This window comes from Halorussus sp. MSC15.2 (assembly GCF_010747475.1).
Taxonomy (GTDB): Archaea; Halobacteriota; Halobacteria; order Halobacteriales; family Haladaptataceae; genus Halorussus.
Window position 1 is genome coordinate 95,796 of record NZ_VSLZ01000005.1, and the last position, 14,101, is coordinate 109,896.

Genomic DNA, 14,101 nt, shown 5'->3' on the forward strand with positions numbered 1-14,101 from the left:
GTGCCGATACTCAGGGTCAAGTAAGAGACCTACCTAGGAAATTTTATATAACATCGGTAGAAAGCCACGCGCTGTGACTGATACGCCCGGTGAGACACGTCGCGAGCGAGGCGACCGTTCGTGGCGATTGACCAGTATCGTAGCGGCGTTGTTGCTACTAACTGCCGGGTGTACTGCGGGTCCGTCCGCGAACCCCTCGGATACGACTCCGTCAACCGTGACCTCGGCGACCGCGACGACGACCCCAGACGGACCGCCGACGGACGACGGCGAGAACGCGACGAAGAAACATCCCTCCCTCGATTCCCGCCTCGTCAGGCTCCTGAACGCGACCAACAGGAGCGCGTACGCGGCGCGTAACGGCCTGACGTTCGGGAACGGTAGCGTCCTCGTCGTCGTCGAACTCCGTCAGAATCGGACGCTACCTGCCGGGTTCGCCGCCGACGTGCGAACGCGCCACGGCCGCCTCGTTCAGGCCAGCGTCCCCGCTTCGACGCTCCGCTCGCTCGCCGAGCACACGAACGTGAGCTACGTCCGCCCGCCCCGCCAGCCAGTGACCGAAGCCCCTCCTCAGGAGACCCCCGGAAATGACACGACCCACTCGTAGCTACGCGGCAGTCGCCGTGGTACTGTTGTTGATTACCGCGACGTTCGCGCCCGTCGTGACCGTCAGCGCGTTACCGTCGGTCGGTCCCGGTCCGCCGGTGACCCACGGCGTGGCCGCGTCGACGGTCGGTAACGACGTGACGACTACCCCGACGGAGACTACTTCGACCACGACGACGGAGACCACCACGGCCACCGGCGGGGACGGAACGACGACCGACGTCACGGAGACGACCACTTCGACCGCAACGTCCGGTGGAGACGGCCTGCCCGGCATGGAGGACTCGCGGCGGTCGAACGAGTCGAAATCGAACCGCAAGGTGTCTTCCCGAGTCGCCGATATCGTGGCGAACGCCGGGTCGGGTTCGACGGACTCCGACATGGTGACCCAGAGTCGGGACGGTACGACCTTCGTCACCGTCGTCCTCGAAGCCGAGTCGGGTCGCGGCGACGACGCTGCCGACGCAGTCCGCCGAATCGGCGGCGGCGTCGAACAGCGTTACGGCGACCTCGTCAGGGCGCGACTTCCGGCCCCGGCGGTCGGGACGGTCGCGAACGCCTCGGCGATTCAGTTCGTCCGCACGCCGCGGCGCCCGGAGGTGACCGACCTGACCAGCGACGGGGGACTGGGCGACATGAACGTCGGAGGCGTCCACCAGAAAGGATTCAGTGGGGAGAACACCACGGTGGCGGTCGTCGACCTCGGATTCAATTCACAGAACTCCGAGATAGCCGACAACGTGGTGAAGACGATGGACACGTACGACGGGGACTTTCAGGACACCTCCAACGCGCACGGGACCGCCGTCGCCGAACTCATCGTGGATACGGCACCGAACGTCTCGCTCGTCCTCATCGACGTCTCGACATCGATGGGCATCATGGAAGCCGCCGACTACGCGGACAACCACTCCATCGACGCGGTGTCGATGTCGCTCGGCTTCCGTAGCGGTCCCTTCGACGGGAGTTCGACGCTCGACCAGCGCATCGCCACCTCGGTAGACCGCGGGACCCCGTGGTTCATCTCGGCGGGGAACGCCGGCGGCGGGAAGCACCTCGACACCACGTGGAGCGACAGTGACGGCGACGGATTCCTGAACTTCGCCGGGGGAGACGAGACGCTGAACGTCACGGCTCCGTGTACCGGGTGTAGCGTTAGCGTCTCGGTCAACTGGGACGACTACCCGGACAGCGACCAAGACTACGACGTGATACTGTACGACGACAACGGGAACGTCCTCGACAAGAGTCGGACCTCGCAAACCGGGAGCCAACCCCCCGAAGAGTTCGTCTCCGGGTCCTCGTCGGCGGGGCCGCTACACGTCGCAGTGAAAGCGGAGAGCGCCAGCGGTAACGCTAGGTTCCAGATATTCAGCAACGACGGCACGAGCCTCGAGTACAGTTCGAGCGCCACGAGTCTGACCCGCCCGGCGACCGAGGAGAAGGCGGTCACGGTCGGCGCGATGTACTACTACGACGACAACCTCGAAACCTTCTCGTCGCGCGGTCCCACGGTGGACGACCGACGAGGCGTGGACATCACCGCACCCGACGGCGTCCAGACGACGGTCTACGACCAGTTCTTCGGCACGTCGGCGGCGACCCCCTACACCGCGGGAGTGGCGGCGCTCGTCGAAGGCGCGACGGAGAGAGACCTCGGCCCGTCGGAGATAGAGAACGCGCTCACGAGTTCGGCGGTCGAACTGCAGGGCGACGAACCTAACCCGCGGACTGGGTACGGACTGGTGAACGCCGAGGCGGCGGTCGAGGCGACCACCGAACCCGAGGCGTCCGCCCCCGACAAGTTCGACTTCGGCGCGTTCGACACCGGGAGCGTCGAGTCCGACAACGTGACCGTCGTGAATACCGGGATAGCACCGCTGAACCTGACCGACGTGTCGCTGTCGGCGTCGAGCGCGTTCACCGTGACTGGCGGCGGGTCTGGCGGCGTCGTTCGACCCGGCGAGTCCCACAACGTCACCGTGGAGTTCGCGCCGAGTTCGTACGGCGAGAAGTCGGCGACGCTCAGCGTCTCCCACAACGACACCGACGCGTCCCCGACGGAAGTGAACGTCACGGGGACCGGTCTCACGCCGGTCGCCACCGTCGGCAAGACCAGTGTCGGCTACGGCGACGTCGGAGTCCTCGACGAGAGTCGGTCCGCCGACGTGGTCCTCACGAACGACGGCAACGTTCCGCTGAACGTGACGACTCTGCAGGTGTCCGGAACCAACGCGAGCGAGTTCCGAATCAGCGACGGCGACGCGACGCCCGTCGTCGCTCCGGGCGAGGGCCACGCGGTGACGGTCTCGTTCGACCCCGAGACGATGGGGGAGAAGTCCGCCACGCTCTCGTTCGAACACAACGACTCGGACGATTCGCCGACAACCGTCTCGCTCGCCGGTACGGGGGTGGACGCGAGCGGACCCGTGCTCGCGAGCGCCGCGGCCACCGACGCCACGGACGGTAACGGCGTCATCGCCGACGGTGATACGGTTTCGATTGGGGTGAACGCGTCCGACGTACTCGGCGACGTGAGTTCGGTGACCGCGAACGGGTCGGCGTTCGGAGTCGGGAACGTCTCCCTGACTGACGGCGACGGAGACGGGCGGTACGACGCGACGGTCACCGTGAACGCGTCGGAGGGTACCACAGACGGCGAGTACGTCGTCGAAGTAGCCGCGAGCGACGGCGTCGGCAACTGGAACGTGACCGCGGCAGGGAGTCTCACGCTCGACACGACGGCCCCCGAACTGACGATAGGAGACCCGGCGAACGGGAGCGCGACCAACGCCAGCGCGATATCGCTCGTCGGAACGGTCGGCGACGACCACTCGAAGGTCGCCGGAGTCGAGTTCGACGCGAACGGGACGTGGCACGACGCCGCGGTGGACGCGGACGGAACGTGGGAGAACACCACCGAAACCCTCGGGAGCGAAGGAACCTACGTCGTCCGCGTTCGAGCGACCGACGTCGCCGGGAACCTCGCTTCGGAGAACGTGACCGTGTTCGTGGACCGAACGAACCCGACGCTCGCCGACGCGTCGCTCGGCCGGACCGGTCAGATTCGGCCGGAGGAGAGCGTCTCGGTGGCGGCGAACGCGTCCGACTCGTTCACCGGAGTCGCCGAAGTCGTCACGGGCGACGGTGCGCTCTCGGCGTCGAACGCCGCAGGGAACGAGTGGAACGGGAGCGTCGAAGCGAACGCGAGTCTCGGGAACCACTCGGTCACCGTCACGGTCCGCGACGCCGCAGGGAACACCGACGAGAAGACGCTCCCGTACGAGGTCGGCGTCCGGGCGAATCTGACCCCGAGCGACGCCGCGAACGACAGCACGCTCGTCGCGCGCCCGGAACGGGGTGCCGTCGAGAACGTCACCATCGACGCGACCGGCGCGTCGGACAACGAGTCGCTGATAGCCGGGGCCGCGAGTACCAACCCCACCGGCGTCGCCGCGCCCAACGCGACCGGTCTCTCGTTCCCGCAGGTCGAGACCTCCGTCGCCAACGCGAACATCTCGAACGCCTCGTTCGCGGTGACGGTGCCGCGGTCCCGCGTCGAGTCGCAGTTCGCGCTGCTGGACACGGTGACGTTCTGGGTCCACGAGGACGGGACGTGGACCCGGACGAACGGGACGCTGGTCGAACAGAACGAGACGAGTCTCACGTACGCGGTGGCGACGCGTCACTTCTCGACGTTCGCGGTCACCGCGGATGCGGACTCAACGAAGCCGACGATTTCGTCGGTCGGACCCGCGAGCGATAGCACCGCCGAGAGTCACAACGTGACCGTGACCGCCGATTACGCAGACGACTACGCGGGCGTGGACCCCGCGAACGTCACCCTCTCGGTGGACGGCGAGGCGGCGACGAGCGAGGCGACCATCGACGCCGACGGACTGGCGTACGACGCGAACCTCTCTGACGGGAGCCACAACGTGACGCTCGGCGTGCCGGACCGAAACGGCAACGTCCGGACGCGGAGTTGGTCGTTCGAGGTGGACACCTCCAACGATGGCGGCGGTGGGGGCGGTGGTGGTGGCGGCGGCGGTGGCGGCGACCCGCCGGAACCGATGGTGCAGGTGAAACTGACCGACGTGACCGCGGACAGCGTCCGGGCCAAGGTCGTCAGCGCCCGGGCGGGAGCGGCCGGGGAGGTGTCGATAGACGGCGGCATCGGCGCGGGCGCGGTGACCGTGCGCTCGGTGTCCGTCCGACCGAAGAGCCGAGAAGCGACGTCGCGATTCTTCGTGGACGCCAGCGTCACCGAGACCCCGCCAGACGGTGCGAGCGCGCCGGACGTCGCCGCCCTCGGCTACCTCCGCGTGGGGACGACGTACATCTCCGACTCGGCGCTGTCGGCGGTCGGCGTCGAGTTCGCGGTGCCCGCGGACGCCACCGCCGCGCCCGAGAACGTCGCGCTTTACCGACTGTCGGACGGCAGTTGGACGCGGGTCGAGACGTCGGTCGCTGGCGAGCGCGGTGGGCGCTACGTCCTCGACGCGAGCGCGTCCGGAACCGGCCTGTTCGCGGTCGGCGTCGCGTCCGCTGAGACCGCCGTCGCCGACGCGTCCGTGGACGCCGACAGCGTGGCATCCGGCGAGAGCGTGACCGTCACGGCCACCGTGGAGAACGCGGGGTCCGGGACGGGGACGACGACGGCGGAGTTGACGGTCGACGGGGAGACGGTTCGGACGAAGCAGGTATCGGTGTCCGCTGGCGGTTCCGAGACCGTCACGTTCGAGGTGACGCTCGACTCGGCGGGCGACCACGAACTGGCGGTCAACGGCGTCCCGGCCGGGTCGGTTTCGGTCGCCGGAGCCACGACCGAAGCGGGACTGAACGGGTCTGACGAGCGCGAGAGCCGGGCGGACGGAATCGGCAGCGAAGGCGCTATCCCCGGATTCGGTCCGGTCACTGCGCTCGTCGCGCTGCTCGCCGGACTGCTGGCGGGTCGGTGGGACGGACGTTCCTCGTAGCCGACTCCCCGCGGTAGGGGGCTTTATCCCCGCGACGGTCCCAGTGGTCACCATGTGCGGCAGAACCTCTCTGTTCGCTCCGCCGGACCTCGTCGCCGACCGCTTCGACGCCGAACCGGTCCGACCGCTGGAACCCCGATACAACGTCGCGCCCGGACAGCGACATCCCGTCGTCCGCAACGACGACACCGACGCCATCCGGTTCCCGACGTGGGGGTTAGTCCCCGAGTGGGCCGACGGGTCGCCGTCGTCGGGCCACATCACGCCCGCGCCGGGACGCTGGCCGAGAAGCCGAGTTTCCGCGAGGCGTTCGCCGAGCGCCGGTGTCTCGTCCTCGCCGACGGGTTCTACGACTGGAAGGAGACCCCGACCGGCAAGCAACCGTACCGCATCGAGCGCGCCGACCGTGACCCGTTCGCTTTCGCTGGCCTGTGGGAACCTCGGGGCGACGGGGGCGGAACCGACGCCACGTTCACTATCGTCACGACCGAACCGAACTCCGTGGTCGAACCGATACACCACCGGATGCCGGTTATCCTGAACCGCGCGGAGGAACGTCGGTGGCTACGGGGCGGTGACGAGGGGACCGATACCGAGGAACTCGCGGACCTGCTCGACCCCTACCCCGCTTCGGAGATGCGCGCCTACCCGGTCTCGTCGGCGGTCAACGACCTGGACAACGACGACCCGACGGTAATCGAGGAAGTCGCCGCCGAGGAGGACGTGCAGACCGGACTCGACGAGTTCTGAACGCTGACGTCGGACCCCCTTCGTTTCGAGTGGAGGTTTCTGCGCGACGCGAAGTCGAAAACGGAGAACCGAACTGCGTCCGCGTCGCAGAACCGAAAGAGGATAGCGAGACTGTACGGCCTCCCGGAACGAGAACTTTCGTGGGAGGGTTGGTGACACGACGGCGGGAAGCCAACCCGCCACCAGGGCCTCCGGCGTCGCCGGGTCGGGCCGTACCCTTGCACGCTCTGCGCCCAAGTCGCCGGGCGCATCTACGTCTAATGCCCGTTTCGGACTTTGTTATGGGCCGTGTTCGCACCCGAAGGAGGTGGTTGTAAAGAGTGTAGCAGGTGGCTGAAACGCAGTTCCGGTCCCTCGGGGGACTGCCCGCTCGCGGTGGGGCGAGTACACGCTACGCGGTACTCGTCGTGTTGCTCGCGGAAGAAGGTCCAGGTGCGAGAATCGAACCCGCGTCTCAGCCTCCACAAGGCTGAAGGATGGTCCACTACCCCAACCCGGACACGCAGGTGGTGGTAATGTCCTGCGATTAAAATACGTTACGACTCTGCGCGATACTGCCAGACGGTGACAGACGCGCGTCGGAATCGGGGGCGTCGGCGTCGCTCCGGCGACGACACGCTTTTCAGCGCCAGCGCCCTATCCACGCCCAAGCGTGGCCGTCACCGACAAAACCTACGTCAAGAACCACCGCCAGATTGGCTCCCAGTTGGAGACCAACATCCCCAAGGGAGCCTTCAAGGGGGCGACCCTCGACATGCTGTTTCAGGGCGAGAACCTCGCGCAGTTGGACGACACGACACAGGAGCGTATCCTCGACTTCGCGGAGGACTTCCTCGACTGCGACTGCCAGAGCAACCCCTACTGCGGGTGCGCCGAGCGGAAGTTCATGCGCTACCTCCTCGACCTGCGCGAGCAGGGGTTGGGTCCCGAGAGCATCGTGGACGTGATGACCGACGACTACATGGTCTACGCCTACCCCGGCGACATCCTCTCGTTCCTCGACAACTCGGTCCGGACCCTCGAAGCGGTCGAGGAGTTGGCCGACGTGGAGGGCGACGACGAGATGGCCGAACAGGCGCGACGGAAGAAAGAGAGCCTATCCGGATAGGCTCAGGTCAGATAGTGACGTTCATCGCGCTCTCGGCGTTGCCGATGTGCGGCCCGCCGAGAACCGACGAATTACCGTATGACACCACCCCGGCGACGGACTTGAAGCTGGTCCCGGACTCGTAGTAAGTCTCGGTGAATCGCGGCCCGCCGGAGTCACCGCTGTTACTCGTCGTGTCGGTTTGGAATACGTTGTAGTTGCTATCGACGCAGGTGACCGAGCCGGAGGTGACACCCGTGCGAGCGCCCTGTTTCGTCAGCGAGGCGCCGTCCTTAATCTTGTCCCAGCCGAGGATGCCGTACACCTCCCAGCCGTTGTTGTAGGTGCCGTCGTCTGCCGCGAACTTGTAGGTGTGGCCGTCGGTGAACTTGGCTATCGCCGAGTCGTTCGAGCGACCGTTCGAGCTGTTGCATTTGGTCGACTGGCTGGTGAAGTTCTTCTTCAGCGTGTCGCCGCGGGTCCCGCCTTGCTTGTCGGGGTGGTCGGGGTTGTAGATGTCCTCCTTCTCGTAGCCCTCGTAGTTGTCGTCCACGACGTGTGCCGCGGTTAGCATCACGAAGCCGTGGTTATCGTGGTAGGCGGGACAGGCGACTGTTCCGGTTGCGATGGCCTCCTTGTCCGAGGTCTCGCCGCCGTACTTGACTTCGACTTGGGCACCGCACGGCGTCCCCTTCCCGGAGTAGTCGTAGTCGTAGTGCCACTCGTCGCCGCCGGCCAGCGTGGAGACCTCCTTCTTCTCGAAGGTGACGGGGACGTCCTGTACCTGTTCTTCATAGTCGCCTTGTCCGACCGAACCGGACATCGTCGCGGGGGACGCGTCTTTCAGTCGCTCGAAATCGACCTGCGGTTCATCGCCGTCGAACGTGACATGCTGGACGACGATGGACTTCTCGCGCTTGTGGCCGTTGACCCTGTCGGTCACTCCGGTCGTGACGTAACCGAGTCCCTTCTCGCCGGTGCAGTCCGTCCCAAATCGGCTACGGAACTGGGAGAACAGCCGCCGAGACGCCTCGTGAGCGCCCTCGGTCACGGCCCATTCGTCTCGCGGGATGGTGTAGTACACCGGCTTACGTTTGGGCTTCTCCTCGCCCGCGAGGACGGCGTCGTGGTTCTCGTGGTGGAGAGCTTTGAGTCGCGGAACCTCGTCTTTCGGGTTGTCGGTGAGCTGTGCGAGCGTGTCCTGTGACAGGTACTGAAGCGCACTCCCAGAGAGACCGAGGGTCGATAGTGCCTTCAGGAACTGTCGCCGACCGCCGCTTCGGAGCGTGCGTTTCAGTGTTTTTCTCATAGTGCACTTAGTTAATTTAAATTAGAAATCTATATATTTTACTCTGAGGGAGACTATCGCACCCATCCAGAAAAAACTTGTCTGTCGGCCAATAACCGTGTTCTATGGTCCCCGAGATAACACGTAGACGTATCACCATTGGACTTACCGGTGCGATAGTCCCCGGAAGCGGGTGTCTCGGTGCGAGCGAACCGGGGACGACGGACGGTCGAGGAACCGTGACTTGCCCCGACCGGGGCGACGAAAAGGCGGTCTCGTGCGTGACCGACCACCCGAGGATTGACCTCCGACCGACGATAGCGCCGTTGCGACCGGAGACCACGAATCAGTCGTTCGTGTTCCGGAACCGAATGCGAACGTCCGTGACGGTGAACACCGCCGGAATCGACATTTTCCGACGAGGGGACAGGTCGTGGAAAGAAATCGGTAATCAGAAGCGCAATCTGACCGCGTCGATAGTGAAACCGGGTGACGCGTTTTACTGGATAGTCAAGTTCCCGGAGTCTCGGGAGAGCGTCCTAATCCGGGACGGGGAAGTCAGGTTCCCGAAGGAAGCGTCAGGGCAGTACGCGGCCACCATCACCGCGACGGTCGAAGAGGGGCAAAAATTGCAGTGCGGGACGGTGTTCCGCATCGAATAGAACGGAACGCCGCCGGGACGGTCACTTCGACTTACCCGAGGCGGTACGTCTCATCGGTGTCGAGTTCGTCGTCGAGTTCTTCGAGGTGGACGACCTCCTCGGCGTCCTCGCTGGCGTCGAGTTCCTGCTGGAGTCTGCTGACGTACTCCTTGTACTCCTGCAACTGCTCGCGGAGGTGTTCGGCTTCGAGTTCGAGTCGCTCGTGTTCCCTGACGAAGCTCTTGGGCACCTCCACCTTCGGCGGGAACTCGTCACCGACCTCCTCGCCGAGTTCGCTCTCGGGGACGACTTTCACCCGGCCGTCGTGGGCCACCAGCAGGTCCACGTAATCGCGGAACACCGCCGACAGCGAGAGGTCGCGCTCCTCGGCTATCTCCCGGAGCGTCTCGAAGGAATCCTCGTTGACACGGAAGGAGATAGTTTTGTTCTTGTTGCCCATCTTGGTGAGAAGTCGCACGCGATACCACTTAAGGATTGGTCAGACGACGGAGAATCGAGAGTTCGGACTAACTGTGAACGTTCGAGTCGCAGGCACTTGAGTTCGACCCCGATTTCGTTCGGCCGAGAACGAGGTTGCTCGTCTTGAGTACCCGGTCCGTACCCGCGAACGTGATGACTCACGAGCGACGTGTCCGTCCTCTCGACCGACCCGGCGAACCGTGGAAATCGGAGGTGGAACGGTGGTAGACCCCGCGACCGCGAGCAGACTCCAGTTCGCGGTGACGACTATCGTCCACATCGTCTTCCCGGTGATGAGCATGGGTCTCGCGCCGTTCCTCGTCTACTTCACGTGGAAGGAGATTCGGACCGGCGAGACCCTCTACGAGCGACTCCGGCGGTTCTGGACCAAGATATTCGCGGTGAGCTTCGCGGTCGGGACCGTCACCGGACTCGTCCTCGAATTCGAGTTCGGCACCAACTTCGCGGCGTTCTCGGCCGCGGCAGGGGAACTGTTCGGCGGCCCGCTGGCGGTCGAGGGGATGATGGCGTTCTTCCTCGAAGCCACGTTCCTCGGAGTGTTCGTCTTCGGCCGCGAGCGCGTGGGCGACAGACTCTACTTCCTGTCGTCGCTCATGGTCGGTCTCGGGACGTGGCTGTCGGCGGTCTGGATTCTGGTCGCCAACTCGTGGATGCAGACCCCTCGCGGGTTCGAGGTCGCCCGCCAGAGCGGCGAGATGACGATTCTGCTGACCGACCCGATAGCCGCGTACGCCAACCCGCGATTCCCGTGGATGTTCGTCCACATGCAGAACGCGGCGGTCCTCTCGGTCGCGCTGTTCATGGCGGGCGTCGCGGCCTACCACGTCTACCGGCGCGAACACCTCGGCGTGGTGGACGGCGGGAATCTGGACGCCGAGTTCTGGCGCGCGACGCTCAAAATCGCGCTCGCGGTGCTGATTCTCTCCGCGCCCCTCCAAGTCGTCCACGGCGACGCCTACGGCCGCCATGTCGCCGAGACCCAGCCCCAGAAATTCGCCGCGATGGAGGCGGTCTGGGAGACCGACAGCTACGTCCCCGAGTACATCGTCGCGTTCCCGACGAGCGTGGACGACCTGTTGAACCCGCGAGCGAAGGACATCTTCGGCATCGGCATCCCCGGCGGGGCCTCGTGGCTCGCCTCGGGCGGGGACGCGCAGGCCGAGATAACCGGACTGAACGAGTTCGAAGGCTCGCCCCCGGTCGCCGTCGTGTTCTGGGCGTTCCGGGCGATGGTGGCCATGGGCTTCTGGTTCGTGCTACTCGCGTTCTGGGCGGGCTACCGCTGGTGGACCGGCGAACTCTTCGCGGACCGCCTGCTCCAGAAGGCGCTGATGGCGTCGTCGGTGCTGGGCGTCCTCTGTGTCGAACTCGGCTGGATAGTCACCGAGGTCGGCAGACAGCCGTGGGTGATTCAGGGCGTGATGAAGACCACCGAAGGCGTCTCACCCGGTCTCACGGCCACCGAAGCGACGCTGACGCTGGCGGGGTTCGTCGGGGGCTACGCCGTCCTGCTCTCGCTGTACACCTACGTCGTCGGACGACTGATTCGGCGAGGACCGGAGCGGCGAGAGTCGGACGCGAGCGAATCGACGCCCGACGGCGAGCGAGCGCCAGCGCCGACCCCGACGGGGGCGGGTGACGATGATTAACCCACTTCCCCTCCAGACGGTGTGGTTCGGGGTCGCGCTCTCGGACCTCTGGTTCGGCGTCGTGTTCGCGTTCCTCGCGGTCTTCCTGTTCCTCGACGGGTGGGACTTCGGCGTCGGGGTCATCTTTGCCACGCGCGATGACCACCACGAGCGCGAGCAGTGTCTCGCGGCCATCGGCCCGTTCTGGGACGGCAACGAGGTCTGGCTGGTCGTGTTCGGCGGCGGTCTGTTCGCGGCCTTCCCGCCGGTGTACGCCGCGCTGTTCAGTCGCCACTACCTCCTGCTGTTCGGGGTCTTGGGGGCGCTGGTCCTGCGCGGGATGGCCCCGGAGTTCTTCGAACAGCGCGAGGACCGGCGGTGGCGGACGTGGTGGGGCCGAGCGTTCGTCGCCGGGAGCGTCGGCGCGCCCCTCTTGCTCGGGGTGTTCGTCGGGAACTGGCTGCTGGGCGTCGAAGGTGTCGCGCCCGCCTCGATAGTCGTCGGTCTCGCAGTCGTCGCGCTCAACGTCGCGTCCGGGGCCGCGTTCCTCCGACTGAAGACCACCGGGCCGCTCGCCGAGGAGATGGCCGACGACGGCGCTCGCGCGATGGCGGGCTACCTCGGACTGGTCGCGCTGGCGCTCGGCCTGTTGGCGCTCCGTCCCGGCCCCCGCGGCGCGCTCCTGTCGCCGCTTCCGGTCGCGCTGGTCGTCGGGTCGCTCCTGCTCGGCGTCGGCTACGTCGTCGCGGCCCGCCGGGACCGCCCCTATCTCGCGCTCGGCGCGTCGGGGGTCGTGACCGGGGCGCTCGTCGCACTCGTGGCGGTGCTGATGTACCCCATCGTCGAACCGGCGACCGGACTGACCGTCGAGAAGGCCATCGTCGGGTCGCCCGCGGTCGAGTTGCTGACCGCCGGGGCCACGGTGTTGATTCCGCTGGTGCTGACCTACTTCGGCGTGCTCTACTCGGCGTTCAGCGGCCCCATCGACCCCGAGGAGTCGTACTGACCGGCCGGAACGTTCAGGGCCGTTCCGGGCGTCGCTCCGGGAGTGACTGGTCTGGGCCTGCAGGCGGTTCCGGACGTACCGGAGACCGGATACCTCGGCGTGACGTGGAGCGTTCTGGAGTTTCTCATCACGTTCGCGGTGGCGTACGCGGTCGGCAGGTGGGTGTTCGAACCGGGACTCGACCGCGCGCTCGACGGCTGGCGGGTCCCGAAGACCGCCGCGAACGCGTTTCTGAAGGTTCTCCACGTCGCGGTCGTCGTCGTCGCGCTCCGCCTCGCGCTCGACGTGGCCGACTACGGCTACCTGCTGTCGGTTCCGCCGACGGTCGTCGCCGCGCTGACCGTCGCAATCGGGTTCGCCAGTCGGGACATCGCCGCGAACCTCGTCGGCGGCGTCTTCATCGTGACCGACCCGGAGTTCAACATCGGCGACTGGATTCGCTGGCAGGACCGTGAGGGCGTCATCGAGGACATCAGTTTCCGGGTGACCCGGGTCCGCACGTTCGACAACGAACTCCTGACCGTTCCGAACTCCGAACTCGCCACCAGCGCCGTGGTCAACGCGGTCGCCAAGTCGCCGCGGCGCATCTCCCACACCTTCCACGTCGCGACGACGAGGACCTCGGGGAAGTGGCGTCCATCCTCGTCGCCGAAGCGAGGTCGCACGCCGACGTGCTCGACCGGCCGACGCCGACCGTCCGCGTGGTCGAACTCGACGACGGTCGGGCGGGCGTGCAGGCGCGCTACTGGATATCCGAACCGTCGCGCGAGGCGTTCGTGACCATCAGGTCGGAGTACTTCGAGGGGGTCAGTCGCCGGTTCGACGAGGCGGGCATCGAACTCCCGGAGAACTGGTAGTCCGTGGGCGGGGTTCGCCGACGAGTCGTGCCCTCTCTTTCTCTTCGCGAATCACAGTCACAGTACTCGGGGGCGAGGTCACAGGGTTTCCGCGAACGACCGCAGGAGTTTGTTCTCGGCGCGCCGGAGGTGTTCCTCGGCCGTCCGGCGCTCGACGCCCACCGCGGCCGCGATTTCGGCGGTCGTCGCGTCCCGAGGAATCCGGTAGTAGCCCATCTCGGTGGCGGTCACCAGCACCTCACGCTGGCGGGCCGAGAGGTCAGGGAGGGCCGAGTCGAGCGTGAGCAGCGGTCTGTCGGCCCTGACCGACCGCACCTCGCGCTTCGACTCCACGACGACCGGGAACTCCGCCGCCACGTCCCGGTAGAACGCGGTCAGGTTCGCGGGGTCGAGCGCCAGCACCCGACACCACTTCCGGCCCTCGGCGTACCTGAGCGGCGGGACGAGCAGGCAGTCGTGGGCCGCCAGCGTCGCCTCGATGGGGTCGTCGCCGCGCTCCTTCAGACAGTCGTCGGTGATGAGCAGGCGTTCGTCGTCCTCCACGATTCGCTCGCGGACCCCCACGGCGTCCTCGACGTGCGCGACGACCGCCTCGCCGCCCGCGCCGCCGACGTGCAGGAGGTCGCAGTGGTCGTTGCACCAGAGTTCGACCGTCGTGTCTGTGCCCGCGGTGGCGTCGGCGTACGCGCCGGGGTGTTCGATTCCGATGACCGCTTCGTGCATCTACCGAAGAAGCGGTCGCGACAGTACTTAAAACA

At 66.3% G+C, this 14,101-nt stretch carries 10 protein-coding genes, 1 tRNA gene and 2 pseudogenes; 9 read left to right on the top strand and 4 right to left on the bottom strand.

All coding sequences use genetic code 11. From position 1 onward, the window contains the following. Nucleotides 1–217: 217 nt before the first annotated feature. From FXF75_RS17330 to FXF75_RS17340, 3 genes and pseudogenes are all read left to right on the top strand, one after another. A complete protein-coding gene (locus FXF75_RS17330) occupies nucleotides 218–607 on the top strand; it encodes a hypothetical protein (protein WP_163523102.1) in 390 nt (129 codons plus the stop codon). Beyond that, nucleotides 588–5,585, top strand: a complete 4,998-nt coding sequence (locus FXF75_RS17335; protein ID WP_163523103.1) for a choice-of-anchor D domain-containing protein — start codon at nucleotides 588–590, stop codon at nucleotides 5,583–5,585. The genes FXF75_RS17330 and FXF75_RS17335 overlap by 20 nt, the downstream gene beginning before the upstream one ends. Nucleotides 5,586–5,637: 52 nt before the next feature. Continuing rightward, nucleotides 5,638–6,335: pseudogene (locus tag FXF75_RS17340) on the top strand (SOS response-associated peptidase). Between the two features lie 426 nt (nucleotides 6,336–6,761). Here FXF75_RS17340 and FXF75_RS17345 read toward each other — a convergent pair. After that, a tRNA-His gene (locus tag FXF75_RS17345) sits at nucleotides 6,762–6,834 on the bottom strand. Between the two features lie 153 nt (nucleotides 6,835–6,987). On the opposite strand from FXF75_RS17345, the gene FXF75_RS17350 reads away from it, so the two are divergent. Beyond that, complete coding sequence (locus tag FXF75_RS17350; RefSeq protein WP_163523104.1) at nucleotides 6,988–7,443, top strand: DUF5814 domain-containing protein; 456 nt, start codon at nucleotides 6,988–6,990, stop codon at nucleotides 7,441–7,443. Between the two features lie 7 nt (nucleotides 7,444–7,450). On the opposite strand, the gene FXF75_RS17355 is transcribed toward FXF75_RS17350, so the two are convergent. Then, complete coding sequence (locus FXF75_RS17355) at nucleotides 7,451–8,731, bottom strand: trypsin-like serine protease (RefSeq protein ID WP_163523105.1); 1,281 nt, start codon at nucleotides 8,729–8,731, stop codon at nucleotides 7,451–7,453. Nucleotides 8,732–8,949: 218 nt separating this feature from the next. Between FXF75_RS17355 and FXF75_RS17360 the strand changes: the two genes are divergently transcribed. Then, on the top strand, nucleotides 8,950–9,372 hold the full coding sequence (locus FXF75_RS17360) for a hypothetical protein (RefSeq protein ID WP_163523106.1): 423 nt from the start codon (nucleotides 8,950–8,952) through the stop codon (nucleotides 9,370–9,372). Between the two features lie 31 nt (nucleotides 9,373–9,403). On the opposite strand, the gene FXF75_RS17365 is transcribed toward FXF75_RS17360, so the two are convergent. Continuing rightward, nucleotides 9,404–9,811 carry a ribbon-helix-helix protein, CopG family gene (locus tag FXF75_RS17365; RefSeq protein ID WP_163523107.1) on the bottom strand — a complete coding sequence of 136 codons (408 nt, stop codon included), beginning with the start codon at nucleotides 9,809–9,811 and terminating at the stop codon, nucleotides 9,404–9,406. 241 nt (nucleotides 9,812–10,052) lie between these two features. On the opposite strand from FXF75_RS17365, the gene FXF75_RS17370 reads away from it, so the two are divergent. From FXF75_RS17370 to FXF75_RS23390, 4 genes and pseudogenes are all read left to right on the top strand, one after another. Continuing rightward, nucleotides 10,053–11,501, top strand: a complete 1,449-nt coding sequence (locus FXF75_RS17370; protein WP_163523108.1) for a cytochrome ubiquinol oxidase subunit I — start codon at nucleotides 10,053–10,055, stop codon at nucleotides 11,499–11,501. After that, nucleotides 11,494–12,486: a cytochrome d ubiquinol oxidase subunit II gene (locus tag FXF75_RS17375; protein ID WP_163523109.1), complete on the top strand. Its 993-nt coding sequence runs from the start codon at nucleotides 11,494–11,496 to the stop codon at nucleotides 12,484–12,486. The genes FXF75_RS17370 and FXF75_RS17375 overlap by 8 nt, the downstream gene beginning before the upstream one ends. Before the next feature lie 285 nt (nucleotides 12,487–12,771). After that, nucleotides 12,772–13,038 (top strand): annotated as a pseudogene (locus FXF75_RS23530) (mechanosensitive ion channel domain-containing protein); the annotation flags it as partial. Between the two features lie 119 nt (nucleotides 13,039–13,157). Beyond that, nucleotides 13,158–13,343, top strand: coding sequence for a hypothetical protein (locus tag FXF75_RS23390; protein WP_375335549.1), 186 nt, complete (start codon nucleotides 13,158–13,160; stop codon nucleotides 13,341–13,343). A gap of 78 nt (nucleotides 13,344–13,421) precedes the next feature. Here FXF75_RS23390 and FXF75_RS17385 read toward each other — a convergent pair whose 3' ends face one another. After that, complete coding sequence (locus FXF75_RS17385; RefSeq protein WP_163523111.1) at nucleotides 13,422–14,066, bottom strand: helix-turn-helix domain-containing protein; 645 nt, start codon at nucleotides 14,064–14,066, stop codon at nucleotides 13,422–13,424. Between the last annotated feature and the right edge of the window lie 35 nt (nucleotides 14,067–14,101).

What these genes read in the sequence shown, in the direction of transcription:
- FXF75_RS17355 (WP_163523105.1), bottom strand. Translation starts at nt 8,731, where the DNA reads ATGAGAAAAACACTGAAACGCACGCTCCGAAGCGGCGGTCGGCGACAG.
- FXF75_RS17335 (WP_163523103.1), top strand. Translation starts at nt 588, where the DNA reads ATGACACGACCCACTCGTAGCTACGCGGCAGTCGCCGTGGTACTGTTG.
- FXF75_RS17385 (WP_163523111.1), bottom strand. Translation starts at nt 14,066, where the DNA reads ATGCACGAAGCGGTCATCGGAATCGAACACCCCGGCGCGTACGCCGAC.
- FXF75_RS17365 (WP_163523107.1), bottom strand. Translation starts at nt 9,811, where the DNA reads ATGGGCAACAAGAACAAAACTATCTCCTTCCGTGTCAACGAGGATTCC.
- FXF75_RS17375 (WP_163523109.1), top strand. Translation starts at nt 11,494, where the DNA reads ATGATTAACCCACTTCCCCTCCAGACGGTGTGGTTCGGGGTCGCGCTC.